The organism is Burkholderia glumae LMG 2196 = ATCC 33617 (assembly GCF_000960995.1).
Classification (GTDB): Bacteria; Pseudomonadota; Gammaproteobacteria; order Burkholderiales; family Burkholderiaceae; genus Burkholderia; species Burkholderia glumae.
This window is the reverse complement of record NZ_CP009434.1, coordinates 437,712-454,704: the sequence shown is the minus strand read 5'-3', so window position 1 is coordinate 454,704 and position 16,993 is coordinate 437,712. Positions and strand designations below refer to the sequence as shown.

The 16,993-nt window shown below is 70.1% G+C and carries 16 protein-coding genes; 8 read left to right on the top strand and 8 right to left on the bottom strand.

Annotated elements, in window-relative coordinates; translation table 11 throughout:
- Window positions 1-13: 13 nt before the first annotated feature.
- From KS03_RS03310 to KS03_RS03300, 3 genes are all read right to left on the bottom strand, one after another.
- Window positions 14-1,132: an OpgC domain-containing protein gene (locus KS03_RS03310; RefSeq protein ID WP_015878188.1), complete on the bottom strand. Its 1,119-nt coding sequence runs from the start codon at window positions 1,130-1,132 to the stop codon at window positions 14-16.
- A 443-nt stretch (window positions 1,133-1,575) separates the two neighbouring features.
- A complete protein-coding gene (gene rarD, locus KS03_RS03305) occupies window positions 1,576-2,472 on the bottom strand; it encodes an EamA family transporter RarD (protein WP_015878189.1) in 897 nt (298 codons plus the stop codon).
- Between the two features lie 13 nt (window positions 2,473-2,485).
- Window positions 2,486-2,782 (bottom strand): acylphosphatase, encoded by a 297-nt coding sequence (locus tag KS03_RS03300; RefSeq protein ID WP_015878190.1) that lies wholly within the window; start codon window positions 2,780-2,782, stop codon window positions 2,486-2,488.
- Window positions 2,783-2,944: 162 nt separating this feature from the next.
- On the opposite strand from KS03_RS03300, the gene hpnA reads away from it, so the two are divergent.
- Window positions 2,945-3,955 carry a hopanoid-associated sugar epimerase gene (gene hpnA, locus KS03_RS03295; RefSeq protein WP_015878191.1) on the top strand — a complete coding sequence of 337 codons (1,011 nt, stop codon included), beginning with the start codon at window positions 2,945-2,947 and terminating at the stop codon, window positions 3,953-3,955.
- 282 nt (window positions 3,956-4,237) lie between these two features.
- Window positions 4,238-5,581 carry a hypothetical protein gene (locus KS03_RS03290; protein ID WP_015878192.1) on the top strand — a complete coding sequence of 448 codons (1,344 nt, stop codon included), beginning with the start codon at window positions 4,238-4,240 and terminating at the stop codon, window positions 5,579-5,581.
- Between the two features lie 112 nt (window positions 5,582-5,693).
- On the opposite strand, the gene KS03_RS03285 is transcribed toward KS03_RS03290, so the two are convergent.
- Window positions 5,694-6,881 carry a glycosyltransferase gene (locus KS03_RS03285; RefSeq protein ID WP_015878193.1) on the bottom strand — a complete coding sequence of 396 codons (1,188 nt, stop codon included), beginning with the start codon at window positions 6,879-6,881 and terminating at the stop codon, window positions 5,694-5,696.
- A gap of 355 nt (window positions 6,882-7,236) precedes the next feature.
- Between KS03_RS03285 and ispH the strand changes: the two genes are divergently transcribed.
- The 5 genes from ispH to KS03_RS03260 all read left to right on the top strand — a co-directional run bounded on the left by ispH (window position 7,237) and on the right by KS03_RS03260 (window position 11,343).
- Window positions 7,237-8,178 carry a 4-hydroxy-3-methylbut-2-enyl diphosphate reductase gene (ispH, locus tag KS03_RS03280; protein ID WP_015878194.1) on the top strand — a complete coding sequence of 314 codons (942 nt, stop codon included), beginning with the start codon at window positions 7,237-7,239 and terminating at the stop codon, window positions 8,176-8,178.
- A 12-nt stretch (window positions 8,179-8,190) separates the two neighbouring features.
- The gene (gene hpnH / locus KS03_RS03275; RefSeq protein WP_015878195.1) at window positions 8,191-9,351 is read left to right on the top strand and encodes an adenosyl-hopene transferase HpnH; all 1,161 of its coding nucleotides are present in this window, start codon (window positions 8,191-8,193) and stop codon (window positions 9,349-9,351) included.
- Window positions 9,352-9,732: 381 nt separating this feature from the next.
- Window positions 9,733-10,320: a chromate transporter gene (locus KS03_RS03270; protein WP_015878196.1), complete on the top strand. Its 588-nt coding sequence runs from the start codon at window positions 9,733-9,735 to the stop codon at window positions 10,318-10,320.
- Window positions 10,321-10,331: 11 nt separating this feature from the next.
- Entirely contained in the window at window positions 10,332-10,868 is a 537-nt protein-coding gene (locus KS03_RS03265; protein ID WP_015878197.1) for a chromate transporter, read from the top strand.
- 193 nt (window positions 10,869-11,061) lie between these two features.
- A complete protein-coding gene (locus KS03_RS03260) occupies window positions 11,062-11,343 on the top strand; it encodes a hypothetical protein (RefSeq protein ID WP_015878198.1) in 282 nt (93 codons plus the stop codon).
- A gap of 62 nt (window positions 11,344-11,405) precedes the next feature.
- On the opposite strand, the gene KS03_RS03255 is transcribed toward KS03_RS03260, so the two are convergent.
- Genes KS03_RS03255 through KS03_RS03245 form a run of 3 tightly spaced genes read right to left on the bottom strand, consistent with a single transcriptional unit; the run spans window position 11,406 to window position 14,024 of the window.
- A complete protein-coding gene (locus KS03_RS03255; RefSeq protein WP_127913875.1) occupies window positions 11,406-11,681 on the bottom strand; it encodes a hypothetical protein in 276 nt (91 codons plus the stop codon).
- Between the two features lie 43 nt (window positions 11,682-11,724).
- Complete coding sequence (locus tag KS03_RS03250) at window positions 11,725-11,931, bottom strand: YbdD/YjiX family protein (RefSeq protein WP_015878199.1); 207 nt, start codon at window positions 11,929-11,931, stop codon at window positions 11,725-11,727.
- 14 nt (window positions 11,932-11,945) lie between these two features.
- Window positions 11,946-14,024 (bottom strand): carbon starvation CstA family protein, encoded by a 2,079-nt coding sequence (locus KS03_RS03245; RefSeq protein WP_015878200.1) that lies wholly within the window; start codon window positions 14,022-14,024, stop codon window positions 11,946-11,948.
- A gap of 742 nt (window positions 14,025-14,766) precedes the next feature.
- Between KS03_RS03245 and KS03_RS03240 the strand changes: the two genes are divergently transcribed.
- The gene (locus KS03_RS03240) at window positions 14,767-15,927 is read left to right on the top strand and encodes a porin (RefSeq protein ID WP_015878201.1); all 1,161 of its coding nucleotides are present in this window, start codon (window positions 14,767-14,769) and stop codon (window positions 15,925-15,927) included.
- A 76-nt stretch (window positions 15,928-16,003) separates the two neighbouring features.
- Here KS03_RS03240 and KS03_RS03235 read toward each other — a convergent pair whose 3' ends face one another.
- The gene (locus KS03_RS03235; RefSeq protein ID WP_015878202.1) at window positions 16,004-16,642 is read right to left on the bottom strand and encodes a LysE family translocator; all 639 of its coding nucleotides are present in this window, start codon (window positions 16,640-16,642) and stop codon (window positions 16,004-16,006) included.
- Between the last annotated feature and the right edge of the window lie 351 nt (window positions 16,643-16,993).

The following is a 16,993-nucleotide window of genomic DNA, read 5'->3' as shown; positions in this document are numbered from 1 at the left end:
CCAGCCGCCCCCGCTATGCCGGCGCGCGCCGCAGCCGCGCCCACCAGCCGCCCGAACTGGCCAGCATCAGCAGCCCGCCGAGCGCGATCGTGTCGGCCGCGAAGCCGATCTCGATCGGCGAGAAGTGCGGACTCATCGAGGCGCGATGCAGCAGCGAATCGAGCGTCAGCGAAATCGCGGTGCCCACCACGTAGCAGACCAGCCCGCGCTGTCCGACGGCCACCACCGGCCGCACCGCGCGCGCGATCCGGCCGACCCAGCCATGGCGCACCAGATCCGCCATCAGCCAGGCGATCGCGATGAAGCTGACGATGCGCGGCCAGGCCAGGTCGCGCTTGAGCACGCCCTCGGGCAGCGGCAGCCCCGAGAACAGCTTGTAGTAGGCGCAGATCGCCACGATGCCGAGCGCGACGCCGGTCAGCACGGCGCCGTGCGGGCGCGACGCCACGCCACGATAGATCGGCTGGCAGCGTGCCAGCGCGCCGAGCACGAACATCAGCTGCCACGCGAACGGGTTGAAGCTCCACTTGAACGAGGGCGTGTCGAGCAGTTGCGTGCCGAGCCAGCCCGAGGCGAACCACGACGCGAGGCTCGCCGCGCACAGCCAAGCGGGATGCCGCCGCGCGAGCGGCACGATGGCCGGCGTCGCGAGCGCGAACAGCACGTACATCGGCAGCACCGAGGCGAGGTAGGGCTGGCGCTGGAACGTCAGCACCTCCACCAGGCCCGTGAGCGGCGCGGCCAGCATCAGGCTGACGTCGTCGAGCGCCATGTTGGGCGAATCGATGCCGTAGTGGTCGAGCACGGCCGAGACCACCAGCATCAGCGTGGTGGTGGCGAGGAACGCGCGGTAGATCTGCACTGCGCGGCGCACGAAGCGGCGCCGCGCGGCATCGGCGCCATGCCGCTCGGACATCGCGAGGAACGCGCTCGCGGCCGCGAAGCCGCCGAGGAACACGAACACCTCGGCTGCGTCGCAAAGCGCGAACGCATGCAGCGTGACCTTGGAGACGAGGCTGCCGCCGATGTGGTCGACGACGATCATCAGCAGCACGATCCCGCGGAAGAAGTCGATTTCGATCAGACGGCCCGAACGCGGCGGCGCCGATGCGCGCGCGCTCGTTACCGCCATGACGGCGCTCCGGGGCGGCGCTGCGGCCGATGCGGCGGCGCTCGACGCAGCAGGGGACGCGCCTCACGCGCAAGCGGCGTGACGGCGGGGGGAAGGGCGCAGGGCAATGCCGGGAGCGCGGGCCGCGCGGCGATACACGTATGCCTGTATCGCGCGCGCCGCAGCGCTGAAGCGAGAACTGGACCGTTCATCTGGAAGCCGCATACGAAAGTTCGACGGTCCGGAAAGTCTAATCGCCGCTAAGGGCATACCCTAAGTAACAAAGTGCAACCAATTCTTCCCGCCGATGACTGAAAGCCTTGTCAGGCAACGGTCGGCGCGCGGCCGGCGCAACCGACGCGCCCCGGCGGGATCGGCCGGCGCGCGCCATGTTTCGCGCCACGCGCCTGGAACTTGCCGGGAGCGCCGGCTGCGGCAGCCGGCGAAAGCGCAGGCGCAAAGGCTCAGGCGCGCACGCGGCGCATCCGCAGATAGCTGTGCCATGCCGTCAGCGCGACGGCGAGCCAGATCGGGCCGTAGGTGCCGAGCTGCTGCATGCTCAGCGATTCGCCGAGCAGCAGCACGGCGGCCGCCACGATCAGCACCGGCTCGACGTAGCCGAGGATGCCGAACAGCGCCATCGGCAGCATCCGGCTCGCCTTCAGGTAGCAGCCGAGCGCGAGCGTGCTGAGCACCCCGAGCCCCGGCAGCCAGAGCGCCCAGAGCACCGGGTGGCCGCCCACCGGCGTGCCGAGCGCCGCGAGCGTGACGAGCGCCACCGGCAGCAGCGCGATCATCTCGACCGCGAACAGCGTGAGCGGCTCGACCTCGATGCGACGGCGCAGCATGAAGTAAGGCGGATAACCGAGCGCGACCACCAGCGTCGGCCACGCGAACGCACGCGTGACCCACACCTCGTGCGCCACGCCGGCCGCCGCGCAGGCGATCGAGCCCCACTGCAGCAGCGACAGCGACTCGCGATAGACGAAGCGGCCCACCAGCACCATCGTGAGCGGCATCAGGAAATAGCCGAGCGACACCTCGAGCATGCGCCCGTGCAGCGGGGCCCACAGGAACAACCACAGCTGCACGCCGAGCATGGCCGCCCCGGCGCCGACCGCGAGCGCGAGGCGGCGCGTGCCGCACACGCGCCGCACGAAGCCGGCCAGCTCGCCGAAGCGGCCGCGCATCGCGACCAGCAGCAGCGCGCCCGGCAGCGTCCAGACGATGCGCCAGGCGAAGATGTCGAGGCCGGTGAGCGGCGCGAGCAGCTTCGCGTAGACCGACAGCAGCGCGAACAGCGCGGACGCCGCGACCGACAGCGTGACGCCGCGCTGCGCGTCCGGATGATCGTGAATCATCTGCCGCGCCGCCTCAATGCTGCTGGAAACGCTCGAAGCGCTTGTCGGTCTGGCGCTCCTCGAATTCGACCTCGCTCACGCGCGCGGCCGGCGGCCCGTGCCGCAGCCACGCCAGCATACGGTCGATCTGCGGCCCCGGGCCCTGGATCATCGCCTCGACGGAACCGTCCTCGAGATTGGCCACCCAGCCGCGCAGCCTGAGCGCGTGCGCCTCGCGCACGGTCGCGTGCCGGAAGCCCACGCCCTGCACGACGCCGCGCACGCGCACGTAGATCGTTTCGATCCGTTCGTCGAGATCCTTGCCGCCCATGTCCGTCCCCATCCGGAAGCCTCAGAGCCCCGCATTGTAGTCGGCCCGCCCGCCGCGCGGCGCAGCGCGCGCGGGCGCCGCGGCCGCGGCCGGCTGCACGTACAATCGCGCATCACGCACAACCGCCGCGCGCCCGAGCCGCGCGCGGCCCCGAGGAACGGCATGACAGACACACAACGCGATCTCGTACTCGTCACCGGCGCGTCCGGCTTCGTCGGCTCCGCCGTGGCACGCATCGCGCAGGCGCACGGTTATGCGCTGCGCGTGCTGGTGCGCGCCACGAGCCCGCGCACCAACCTCGCCGGCCTCGACGCCGAGGTCGTCACGGGCGACATGCGCGACGAGGCGTCGATGCGCCAGGCACTGCGCGGGGTGCGCCATCTGCTGCACGTGGCCGCCGACTACCGGCTCTGGGCACCCGATCCGCACGAAATCGAGCGCGCCAACCTGGAAGGCGCCGTGGCCACGATGCGCGCGGCGCTCGCCGAGGGCGTCGAGCGCATCGTCTACACCAGCAGCGTCGCCACGCTGAAGGTGACGAATTCCGGCAACTCCACCGACGAGACCTCGCCGCTCGCGGCCGAGCAGGCGATCGGCGTCTACAAGCGCAGCAAGGTGCTGGCCGAGCGCGCGGTGGAGCGCATGATCGCCGAGGACGGCCTGCCCGCCGTGATCGTCAACCCGTCCACGCCGATCGGCCCGCGCGACGTGAAGCCGACGCCCACCGGACGCATCATCGTCGAGGCCGCCACCGGCAAGATTCCGGCGTTCGTCGATACGGGCCTGAACCTGGTCCACGTCGACGACGTCGCGCACGGCCATTTCCTCGCGCTCGAGAAAGGCCGCATCGGCGAGCGCTACATCCTCGGCGGCGAGAACCTGCCGCTGCAGCAGATGCTGGCCGACATCGCCGCGATGGTCGGCCGCAAACCGCCCACCGTCGCGCTGCCGCGCTGGCCGCTCTACCCGCTCGCGGTCGCGGCCGAGGCGGTGGCGAAGTTCACGAAGCGCGAGCCGTTCGTGACCGTCGACGGGCTGAAGATGTCGAAGAACAAGATGTACTTCACGTCGGCGAAGGCCGAGCGCGAGCTCGGCTACCGCGCGCGGCCCTACCGCGACGGCCTGCGCGATGCGCTCGACTGGTTCCGCGAGGCCGGCTATCTGACGCGCTGAACGCGGCGGCGGGCGCGGGGCGGCCCCGCCCGAGCCGCTGCACGGCCCACGGATGCGAGCGCCCGCTTCGGGCGACCGGGTCCGCGCGCGGCGGCGCTGCGCGGGGCATGAATTCCGGCACCGGCTTGCCGCCATGGCACCGAGGCAGCACGCGGCCCGCCTGCGATCGGGTAACGCGCGGGCGCCGATTCCTGCGCCCGGCCAGCACTTTGTTACACGCGGGACCCGAACCGCGAACGGCGCAACGGGTAGAATCGCGGGTCTTACGTAGAGAAGGCACGCATGAACCTGAACGATCAGATCGACGCACTCGGCACGGGCATCGATCAGCTCATCCATACCGCGCGCACGGTAGCGGGAGCCGCGAAGGCCGCGATCGACAAAGCCGCCGCCGAGCAGGCCGCCGCCCAGGCCGCCACCGACGAGGCGAACGCCGCACGCGCGGCCGCCGAACAGATTTCCGCAGAACGCGCCGCCATAGAACAGGCCGCTGCCCAGGCCGCCGCCGATCGCGCGGCTACCGAAACCCTTCACGAGCAGATGCGCACGGTGCAGGCCGCGGCCGAATCGGCCGCCGCCCAGGCCCTGACCGACAAGACCGCCGCCGAGGCACTCGCGGCCGGCACCACGGCCGAGCGCCAAGCCGCGCAAGCCGCGGCGGCACAGGCCGCGGCGGAACGCGAAGCCGCCGAAGCTGCGATCCAGCAAGCCGCCGCCGAGCGCCAAGCCGCCGAGGCCGCAACCCAGCAAGCCGCAGCCGAGCGCCAAGCCGCCGAGGCCGCAACCCAGCAAGCCGCCGCCGAGCGCCAAGCCGCCGAAGCCGCAACCCAGCAAGCCGCAGCCGAGCGCGCGGCGGCCGACGCCGCGGCCCGACAGGCCGCCGCCGATCTCGAGGCGGCCGACACCGCGCGCCGCGAGGCGAACGCCGCGCGCGAGGCCGCCATCGAAGCCGCCGAGCGCGCCGCCCGCGACCGCGAGGCGGCCGATTCGCTGGCCGCCCAGATCCGTGCCGAGCGCGCCGCGCTGGCCGAGGCCGCCGAGCAGCTCGAAGCCGAACGCTCGGCCGCCCAGACGGCGGCATCGCTTGCCGCCGACGACAAGGCCGCGGCCGAACTGCTCGCCGAGCGCGCCGCCTCCGACAAGGCGGCCGCCGAACAAGCGCTGCGCGAGGCCATCGAGAAGGAAGCCGCGCTCGAACGGTCCGCCGCCGAGGCCGCATCCGGCGTGCAGCGCGAGACGAAGCCCGAAACGAAGCCCGAGGCGCCGCCCGAAACGAAGCCCGACACGAAGTCCGACACGGGCGCGGCACCCCGGCTGCTCGTCTCCCGCCCCTCGCAGGATACGCTGACGCTGGCGATCGGCGAGCGCGAGATTCCGCTGTCGCCGCAGCAGCTGAGCCAGCTGATCGAGGAACTCGCTCACGCGCGCGCCTCGATGACGCTCGAGCAGCCGCACGGCCTGCCGTCCGGCTGGCGCTTCGTCTCGACCCGCAATCCGATGATGGCGGTGCAGAAGCAGTCGAACGGCGACCGCCTGCTGGTGGCGCGTCACACCGGTTACGGCTGGGTGCCGTTCACGTTCTCGCCCGACACCGTGATCCAGATGTACATGCTGCTCACGCAATAGCCTGCGCGAACGCCCAAGCGCGAGCGGCAGCGCGCCAAAACAGAAACGGCACACGGTGCGCAACCGTGTGCCGTTTTTTCATTCGGCCAGGCGCAGCGGCGCGCGCCCGCGTTCAGCGCTCCACCGGCGCCTGCACGCGCGCCTTCCATTGTCCGCCCTTGCCGCGCCAGTAGCGCCACGCGGACGCGAACGTCGCGCCGTTGTAGAACAGCGCGACGAGCGGCAGCGCGGGCGCCCACAGCAGCGAGCGCCGGTAGTAGGCCAGCATCGGCGCGTAGGACGCGCTCATCGCCGCCCACGCGAGCCAGGCCGGCCACGCGCGCGCGCCATAGGCCAGCGCGGCCAGCGGCGGCAGCAGATAGACGATCGACATGCCGAGCAGCGTGCCGGCCAGCAGCAGCGGCGAATAGCGCAGCTGCGTGAACGCGGTGCGCGCGATCATGTTCCAGATGTCGCGCCAGCTGTCATACGGGCGCAGCGACACGCTGCGCTCGGCGAGATCGAGCCGGATCGGGTGATGCCGGCCGCCGCGGAACTTGATCCTGGCGGCCAGGCTGCAATCGTCGATCAGCGCGCCGCGGATCGACTCGATCCCGCCCGCCTCCTCCAGCGCCGCGCGCCGCACCAGCATGCAGCCGCCGGCCGCGCCGGCCGTCTTGCTGCGCGTGTCGTTGATCCACGAGAACGGGTAGAGCTTGGCGAAGAAGAACACGAAAGCCGGAATCAGCGCCTTCTCCCAGAACGAATCGCAGCGCAGCCGCACCATCAGCGACACCAGATCGCGGCCTTCGGCCTGGGCGCGCGTGACGAGCTGGGTCACCGCGTCGGCCGGATGGCCAATGTCGGCGTCGGTCAGCAGCAGGTAGTCGGCCGGCAGCGCGCGCGTGCGTACCGCGGCGATGCCCTGCGACTGCGCCCAGACCTTGCCCGACCAGCCGGGCGGCAGCGGCTGCGCGGCGAGCACCGTGAGCCGTTCGGCATGCCGGGCGGCCAGCGCCGCCGCGCGCGCGGCATCGGCCGTGCCGTCGGTGCTGTGATCGTCCACCACGATCACGTGCAGCGCGCCGCGATAGTCCTGCCGCAGCAGCGACGTGACGGCCGCGCCGATCACGTCCGCCTCGTTGCGCGCCGGCACCACCACCACCACCGCCGGCCAGCCGTCGGCCGCGGCCGCGCCGCGCGCCTCGTCCGGCAGCGGGGCGGCCGGGCGCGCGCGCCAGAAGCCGCCGCGCGCGAACAGCAGCACGCACCAGATAATCAGGGACAGGCACGACAGGCCGAACACGATTGCAAGCGTCATGCGCGCTCCCTCGTGACGACGCCGGCCGCCTGTTCGGCCGTGAGATTCGGGGACAAACCAATCGATTCGACTTCCATGCAGTCCGCCTGTGAGCCGGCGCAAGCCCGATCGGCCGCCGGACGCGTTCAAAACCGCGTAGTGTAGCCGGGTTCCGCGGCAGCAGTCGCGGCGCAGGCCAGCGCGGATGCCGCCACGGATTGGCGGTGGGAAAAGCACGAACAAGCCGATAGCGTTAAAATGCGCGATTAATTTTGGATGCCGGCAAGTTCCGATCCGGCATTGATAAACATCAAGTTGGGGCGATCGAGCCGGCCGGCTCTCTCGAACCCCGCGTTGTCGTCGGAGTTCGCCCTGTATGCGAGTCATTCTTGCCCAACCCCGTGGCTTCTGTGCGGGCGTGGTCCGTGCCATCGAGATCGTCGATCGGGCGCTGCAGCAGCATGGCGCGCCCGTCTACGTCCGGCACGAAATCGTCCACAATCGCCACGTGGTAGACAATCTGCGGAACAAGGGAGCGAAATTCGTCGAGGAGCTGCACGAGGTGCCGCACGGCGCCGTGGCGATCTTCAGCGCGCACGGCGTGGCCCAGGCCGTCGAGCAGGACGCGCAGGCCCGCGGCCTGGACGTGCTCGACGCCACCTGCCCGCTCGTCACGAAGGTGCACGTGCAGGGGCGGCAGTACGTGTCGGCCGGGCGCCGCCTGATCCTGATCGGCCATGCCGGCCATCCGGAGGTGGAAGGCACGATCGGGCAAATTCCCGGCGAAGTGATCCTGGTGCAGAGCGAGGCCGAGGTCGAGACGCTGGAACTTCCGGCGCAGACGCCGATCGCCTACGTCACGCAAACCACGTTGTCGGTGGACGATACGCGCGGCATCATCGAGGCGCTGACGCGCCGCTTCACCGACATCGTCGGCCCCGACACGCGCGATATCTGCTACGCCACCCAGAACCGCCAGGCCGCCGTGCGCGAGCTGAGCGGCCAGGTGGACGTGCTGGTCGTGGTGGGCGCGACCAACAGTTCCAACTCGAACCGCCTGCGCGAGATCGGCACCGAAAGCGGCGTGCCGAGCTATCTCGTCGCCGACGGCTCCGAGATCCGCGCCGAATGGTTCAACGGCGCGCACACGGTCGGCCTGACCGCGGGCGCGTCCGCGCCCGAGGAAATGGTCGAGGACGTGATCGGCGCGCTGCGCGCCCTGGGCCCCGTGGAGGTCGTCACGATGGCGGGCCGCGAGGAAAAAGTCGAATTCAAGTTGCCGGCGAAGCTCATGCAAGCTGTCGCCCGCGAAGTTTAAGGAGGACATCTCTTGTCTATTCCGCTGCTCCAGCAAGTCCGTGTGGGCGCATACATCATGCGCAACCACCTGTCCGGCAATAAACGCTACCCGCTCGCGCTGATGCTCGAGCCGCTGTTCCGTTGCAATCTCGCCTGCAACGGCTGCGGGAAGATCGATTATCCGGACCCGATCCTGAACCAGCGCCTGTCGGTCGAGGAATGCCTGCAGGCCGTCGACGAGTGCGGCGCGCCGGTGGTGTCGATCGCCGGCGGCGAGCCGCTGCTGCACCGTGACATGCCGGAAATCGTCAAGGGCATCATGAAGCGCAAGAAATTCGTGTATCTCTGCACGAACGCGCTGCTGATGGAAAAGAAGATGGACGACTACCAGCCGAGCCCGTACTTCGTCTGGTCGGTGCACCTCGACGGCGACCAGCAGATGCACGATCACTCGGTCTCGCAGGAAGGCGTCTACGAGAAGGCGGTTGCCGCCATCAAGGAAGCGAAGCGTCGCGGCTTCCGCGTCAACATCAACTGCACGCTGTTCAACGACGCGATCCCCGAGCGCGTGGCGAAGTTCTTCGACACGCTCAAGCCGATCGGCGTGGACGGCATCACCGTCTCGCCGGGCTATGCCTACGAGCGCGCGCCGGACCAGCAGCACTTCCTGAACCGCGACAAGACCAAGAACCTGTTCCGCGAGATCCTCAAGCGCGGCGAAGGCGGCAAGCGCTGGTCGTTCAGCCAGTCGTCGCTGTTCCTCGACTTCCTGGCCGGCAACCAGAGCTACAAATGCACGCCGTGGGGCAACCCGGCACGCACCGTGTTCGGCTGGCAGAAGCCGTGCTATCTGGTCGGCGAGGGTTACGTGAAGACCTTCAAGGAGCTGATGGAAACCACCGAGTGGGACAACTACGGCGTGGGCAACTACGAGAAGTGCGCGGACTGCATGGTCCACTGCGGCTTCGAGGCCACCGCCGTGATGGACACCATCTCGCATCCGCTCAAGGCGCTGCGCGTGAGCCGCAAGGGCATCAAGACGGAAGGCGCGTTCGCCCCGGACATCCCGATCGACAAGCAGCGTCCGGCCGAATACGTGTTCTCGCGCCACGTCGAGATCAAGCTCGAAGAGATCAAGGTGGCCGGCAAGGGCAAGCTGCAGAAGCCGGCGAAGACCGCCAGCGCGGTCTGACCGGCGGGCGCGCGTCGCCCGCCTTCACCGCCTGCGCGGCAAGTGACAGGGGCGCTCCGGGCCCACGGTCCGCAGCGCCCTCGTGCTTTCTGCGCGGCGCCGCCCGCCGCCCGGTTCCCGCCGCGAACGAGGCTTGCGGGGAACGGCGCACGCCTCGACCGGCCGCCGCGCGAGCGCGCACCGTGCGCACGGCGGCAGTCTCACCGCCGGGAACGGCAAGCTCGCCGTGAAAAGGGCCGGCGACGGCCATGGCATCCTGGCGCAAGGCGCCGCGTCGTAACGCGCGCTGACGCGCGGCCGCGGGCCGCCGATTGCCGCTGCGCCGGCCACGGTGCTATCGTCGGCCGACGCGCCCGCGCGCCTTCGCACCCACGGACCCCGATGACCCGGACCTGCCCCGCCCCGCAGCGGCCGACCGTGCTCGGCCTGTTCCTGATCTTCGCCCGCATCGGCCTGAGCAGCTTCGGCGGCGGCCTGAGCGGCTGGTTCCTGCGCGAGTTCGTTCACCAGCGCCGCTGGCTGTCCGAGGCCGAATTCCTCGACGGCCTCGCGCTGTCGCAGGCGCTGCCCGGCGTGAACGTGAAGAACCTCGCGATCTGGATCGGCTACCGGCTGCTCGGCTGGCGCGGCGCGACAGCCGGCTTCTGCGGCATCATCTTCCCGCCGGCAGTCGCCATCGTGCTGCTCGGCGTGCTGTTCTCGTCGATCACGCGCTTCGCGCTCGCCCACCTCGCGCTGGCCGGCGCGGCGGCTGCGGCGATCGGGCTGTCGCTGTCGATGGCGATCACCGCGGCGCGCCGCCTGCCGCGCCGCGTGGTGCCCTATGCCGTGTTCGCGGGCACCTTCGCGGCCGTCGCCGTGTTCCGGGTGCCGGTGCTGTGGACCGTGCTGACGGCCGGCGTGCTCAACGTCGCCTACGAATACTGGCTGCTCGGGCGCCGCCCCGCGCGCGCCGGCGCCGATCACTGAGCACGCCCGCCATGTCGCGCACCCTTGCCGCACTCGCGGCCCTGTTCGCGCCGCTGTCGGTCGCCACGGTCGGCGGCGGCCAGACCATCATCGCCGACATGCAGCGGCAGGTGGTGGACGTCCACCACTGGATGACGCACACGCAGTTCGTCAACGATTTCGCGATCGCGCGGCTCGCGCCCGGCCCCGGCTCGCTGCTCGCGACGCTGGTGGGCTTCCAGGTGGGCGGGGTGGCGGGCGCGCTGGTAGCCACGCTCGCGCTGTTCGGCCCCACCGCGTTCCTGATGATCGCGATCACGCACATGACCTCGCGGCACCGCGACGCGCCGTGGCAGCGTGCGCTGCAGGCAGGCTTGCGGCCGGTGGCGGCCGGGCTGATCCTCGCGGCCGTCGATACGCTGATCCGCGGGCTCGACGGCGGCTGGATCGCGATCGCGACCGCGCTGGCCTCGACGGTGCTGGTCATGAAGACGCGCGTGAACGCGCTGCTGCTGATCGCGGCGGGCGCCGCCTGGTTCGTGCTGCTGCGGGCCTGCGGCGTGCTGTGAGCGGCACGCGCCCCGGCCCGCGGCCCGCGCGGCGCGGGCCCGTGTCACCGCCAGCCCGCGTCACGTTACGTAACATTCGGGCCGCGCCTGCCTTCCTGCCCACGCTTCTCTTTGATTTCAAAGGGAATTTTGTTTGGCACCGTTCTTGCTTGATCCCCTGCAATCCCGCCATACCACGCACGTGGAGTTCCACATGGACATCGCAGGCGTCGCGCATCCCATGCTGCATTTCACCGCCATCGACGAAATCGACGGCGAGATGCTGATCACCGAATCGCGCGCCGCAGCGCCCGCGCGGGCTTACGGCATCGGCATCGACGAACCGCCGCTGACGCTGTACGGCGCCTACCGGCAAGGCGTGTCCGATTATTTCGCGCGGCGTCCGAACCCGTACCGCAACGGCAGCCGGCTCGCGCAGATCTGGCAGGAAGGCCACGTCGAAGCCGCCTCGCGCAATGCCTGGAAGCTACGCTGATCGGGCTTGACCGCCGCCGGGCCGCGCCCGCGTGCCGGGAGCCACAGGCCCGATCCGCGCGTTCAGGCCGGCGTCGATCCGCCGAGCCGCGCCGCCTTCAGGCGTGCCGTGCCGTCGTGGTCGATCGAAGCGAACGCCAGGGGGTGAAGCCGGCCCGCCGCATCGGGCTGCCGGCGCCGCTGGCGCACGGCGCCCGACATGTTCAGCTGCCGCACGTCGGGTAGCTCGCCCGTGCCGAGCGCGCGCAGGCAGGGCAATTCGGCGTGCAGCGTTGCGCCGAGCGCGGCCAGCGCGCCGGCGGCGCGCCAGTAGGCCGCCAAGCGCCCGAGCGCCGGCATGGCGCCGGCCGGCATCAGCGGCGGCGGCGCGCCGCGCCTCGTCTCAGCAGCATTTCCCCGCGCCGCTGCCGTAGCGCGCGGCCTGCCGCTCGCGAAAGAACTGCTCGTAGCTCATCGGCTCGCGTTCGGGGTGCGTCTGCCGCATGTGCGCGACGTAGGTGTCGTAATCGGGCACGCCCACCATCAGCCGGAAGGCCTGCCCGAGATAGCGGCCCGCCGTGCGCAGTTCGTCGCCGAGATCGGTCAACATCGCCATGGCCCCGCTCAGCGCCCGCTGCCGAGCGCCTGGCCGGCCGGCATCGGCTCATAGGGCGTCTCGCGCGTGGTCGGCTGCGCGGTGCGGCGCGCGCGCAGCACGGCCAGCACGCCGTACACGGCAATGCTCGCCACCACGAACATGAAGAGGCCCGCCAGCGCGGCGTCGACATGATCGTTGAAGATGATCCGCTGCATCTGCCCGAGCGACTTGGCCGGCGCGAGCACCTTGCCGCCGTCCACGGCCGCCTGCAGCTTCGCCGCGTGCGAGAGGAAGCCGATCTTCGGGTTGGCGTCGAAGATCTTCTGCCAGCCGGCCGTGAGCGTGCAGATCAGCAGCCAGACGGTGGGCACGAGCGTCACCCAGGCGTAGCGCTCGCGCTTCATCTTGAACAGCACCACGGTGCCGAGCATCAGCGCGATCGCCGCGAGCATCTGGTTAGAAATCCCGAACAGCGGCCAGAGCGTGTTGATGCCGCCGAGCGGATCGACCACGCCCTGATAGAGGAAGTAGCCCCAGGCGGCCACGCAGAGCGCGGTGGCGACGAGGTTGGCCGGCAGCGACTCGGTGCGCTTGAGCGCCGGGTGGAAGGTGCCGAGCAGGTCCTGCAGCATGAAGCGGCCCGCGCGCGTGCCGGCGTCCACGGCCGTCAGGATGAACAGCGCCTCGAACAGGATCGCGAAGTGATACCAGAACGCCATCATCGCCGGGCCGCCGATCACCTGGTGCAGGATCTGCGCCATGCCCACCGCCAGCGTGGGCGCGCCGCCGGCGCGCGCGATGATGGTGGTCTCGCCCACCGCCTGCGCGGTCTGCGTGAGCATGTCGGGCGTCAGCATGAAGCCCCATTGCGTGACGGTCTGCGCGACCGCCTCGGGCGTCGAGCCGAGCACGGCCGCCGGCGCGTTCATCGCGAAGTAGATGCCCGGCTCGATCACGCAGGCGGCCACCAGCGCCATGATCGCGACGAACGATTCCATCAGCATCGCGCCGTAGCCGATGAAGCGCGCGTTCCTTTCGTTGTCGAGCAGCTTGGGCGTGGTGCCCGACGAGATCAGCGCATGGAAGCCCGACACGGCGCCGCACGCGATCGTGATGAACAGGAACGGGAACAGGTTGCCGGCCCATACCGGGCCGCTGCCGTCGACGAACTTCGTCAGCGACGGCATCTTCAGCTCCGGCGCCACCACCAGGATGCCGATCGCCAGGCCGACGATGGTGCCGACCTTCAGGAAGGTGGACAGGTAATCGCGCGGCGCGAGCAGCAGCCACACCGGCAGCACCGAGGCGACGAAGCCGTAGCCGATCAGGATCCAGGTCAGCTGCGTGCCGGTAAACGTGAACCAGGCGGCCAGCGCCGGCGAATCGTGAACGTGCTGGCCGTAGGCGATCGAGGCCATCAGCAGCACGAAGCCGATGATCGACACCTCGCCGATGCGGCCCGGGCGGATGTAGCGCGTATAGACGCCCATCAGGATCGCGATCGGGATCGTCGCGGCCACCGTGAAGGTGCCCCACGGCGAATTGGTCAGCGCCTTCACGACGATCAGCGCGAGCACCGCGAGGATGATCACCATGATCAGGAACGCGCCGAACAGCGCGATCACGCCCGGCACCGTGCCGAGCTCCATCTTCACCAGATCGCCGAGCGAGCGGCCGTCGCGGCGCGTCGAGACGAACAGCACGATGAAGTCCTGCACCGCGCCGGCGAACACCACGCCGGCCAGGATCCACAGCATGCCGGGCGTGAAGCCCATCTGCGCGGCGAGCACCGGCCCGACCAGCGGCCCCGCGCCGGCGATCGCGGCGAAGTGATGGCCGAACAGCACGAAGCGGTTGGTGGGCACGTAGTCGAGACCGTCGTTGTACTTGACCGCGGGCGTCATGCGCTGCCCGTCGAGCTGCAGCACATGGTTCGCGATGAAGCGGCTGTAGAAGCGATAGGCGATCAGATAGACGCAGACCGCGGCGATCACGATCCACAGCGCGCTGACGCGCTCGCCGTGCGCGAGCGCGATCGTGCCGAACGCGAACGCGCCGAGCAGCGCGACCGCGATCCAGAGCAAGGTTGCGGAAGCCCGATTCATGGTGTCTCCTGGCTATTGTCGGTATCGTCGCGGCGGGCGGCCGCGCGAACAGGCTGGGCGTGAGTGCGCCGTTTACCACAGCACAACACTGCCGCATATTGTTCGCTTTCGCTATCGAGCTTACAAGCGGACAACTACGTATCCGCGCTACGTAGCAACGCGTAGGGGTTAGCGAGAGGGCAGCGGCCGCGCGACGTGCGCGCGCGTGCCGGACCTCGCCCGTTCTGGCCGCCGAGCCCGCTCGTGATTTCCCGCAGCGGCCGCAGCGCGACGGCCGCCCCAAAAGCAAGGTTGCATGCGCAACCTTGTCGCGTCACGGCATGGGAACCGCGCCCGCAGGGGCTTGCGATGCGTCATGTCGCAACGCGCGGCCTGGTGTTCCAATGGAGCCCGCCTATCGTTCGGCCTCCAGATTCTTCCGCATTCTTGCGCCCTGATTCGCGACGCGCCCCAGCCATCCGGACGGAATCCGCCAGGATCGGCGGCGCCGCTCCCGACGGTCGCCGACAGCCAAGCTCAAGAGGGTGATGCCGATGCCCGGGTACCCGCCGTAAGCGCGTACCCGGCTCACGCGCGCGCCCTTCGACCCGGTCGGCGAGCAAGCCGCCATGTCCGGATCGCAATCGCCGCGGCGTGCCCAACCAGCGGATCGCGCAATGCTTATCAGCGCCGCCATGCCGGGCGGCGCGCGGCGCTTCGCTCGGGGTCCGATTCAAGCAGGTCTCAACAGGGAGAAAATGACATGAAACGTAGTGCCTTGACGATCCTCTCGCTGGCGTCGCTCGCGATCACGGGGTCCGCGCATGCGCAATCGAGCGTGACGCTCTATGGCTTGATCGATACCTCGCTGACCTATCTCAGCCACGGCGCGGGCGACAAGAATGCCTGGCTGGTCGGCAACAGCAGCACCGGCAACCTGGGCGGCTCGCAATGGGGCATCAAGGGCAGCGAGGCGCTCGGCGGCGGCCTGACGGCGGTCTTCCAGTTGGAAAGCGGCTTCGATCCGAGCAACGGCAAGCTCGGCCAGGGCGGCCGGGAATTCGGCCGGCAAGCCTTCGTCGGCCTCGCGCACGAGCGCCTCGGCGGCGTCACGCTGGGCCGCCAGTACGATCCGCTGACCGACCTGATCCAGCCGATCACCGAGGACAGCGTGTTCGGCGGCGCGTTCGCGACGGCCGGCGACGTCGACAACTACGACGACAGCTTCCATGTCGACCGCTCGGTCAAGTACACCTCGCCCGTGCTCGACGGCGTGCGCTTCGCGATCATGTATTCGTTCGGCGGCGTGGCAGGCTCCATGGGCTCGGGGCAATCGTACTCGGCGGCGATGGTCTACAGCGGCGGCCCGCTGAGCCTGGCGGGCGGCTACTACCACGCGACCAATGCCGCGAGCGACTTCGGCCCGCGCGACGGCTGGTCGAGCAGTTCCGACGGCACCTTCGACGGCCCGATCAACCTCGGCTACCGCAGCGCGCACTCGCTCGGCATCGCGCGCGTGGCGGGCCGCTACCTGTTCGGCCGGTTCACGCTGGGCGCCGGCTACAGCAACGCGCAATACCGGCGCGACGGCGCCTCGCGGTTCGGCGAGAACGAGCACTACGATACCGCGCAGGGCTTCGTGAACTACCAGGCGAGCCCGTCGATCGTGATGGGGGTGGGCTACAGCTACACGAAGTCGGGCGGCGACAGCTCGGCCACCTATCACCAGGTGTCACTGGGCGGGACCTATTCGCTGTCCCAGCGCACCGCGCTCTATGTGATCGCCGCGTACCAGCACGCGAGCGGCACTACGAGCGACGGCGCGGGCGGCACGGCAGCGGCGCAGGCCTCGATCGGTTCGTATGGCTATGCCGGCACGAGTTCGCAGACCATCGTGAACCTCGGCATGCGCCACACGTTCTGAGCCGGCCGTCCCGGCCCGACGGCAAGGCTGCCCGCGGGCAGCCTCGTTCATCGACGCCGGGCGCGCCGCCGCGGCCTCAGGAGCGCAGCGAGCGGATGAAGCCGGCCGCGATCAGGCAGTAGAAACCGCCGCAGAACAGTCCGAACGCCTTGCGCGTGCGGGCGAACAACGGGCCGGCCGCGCGCGCCGAGAACGCCAGCGCGTAGCCGGCGAACACGCCGGCGCCGAGCAGCGCGCAGCAGCCCACCAGCACGAAGCTCGCCCAGGCCGGCGCATGCGGCGACAGCCCCAGCGACGTGACGGTCAGCCAGGTGAGAATCGCCTTCGGGTTGGTCAGGTGGATGCCGAGCCCCTGCAGGTAGAACCGGCCAAGCCGCTCGCGCCGCGCCGGCGCGGCCGCCGCGAGCGGCTCGCGCGACGCACCGGCGCCGCGCACCGCCTTGAAGGCTAGCCACAGCAGATAAAGCGCGCCGAGCACCTTGAGGCCGATCAGCCATTGCCGGTAGGTGGCCAGCAGCGCCGACATGCCGGCCGCCGCCGTCACGCCCCAGCAGAGCGAGCCGCTCATCACGCCGGCCGCCATCGCCAGGCCGGGCTTGCGGCCGTAGTGCATCGACGCGTTCGCGATCGACAGGTTCGCGGGGCCGGGCGACGCCGTGCCGACCAGACAGACGGCAAAGGCGACGCCGAGATTCGACAGCGTGGTGACGGACATCGTGGCAATCTTCGATCAGGAGCGAAACGGCACGCAGACAACGCGCGGGCGGCAGGCGACTACGCTTGCCGGCAGCCGTGAACGGCCGGGCAACGCGATGATTATTCGCGCGCGCCGCGGTGCGCGACAGGCACGCCTGCGTGAGCGCGCCGGCGGACTGTCATGCCGCTTCGGGCTGACACTTGGGCTGACACTCGGGCTGACACTTTCGCACACGCCTGGATAGACACATCGCGTCCGGGGGCCGCCGCCGCGGCCCTCCGACAGGCGGCGAGGCGCAAGACCCGACAGGCGTTAGCGTGGATATCGATTCAAATTCAAAACAATGAATTGCGTAAATCGAAATACAAA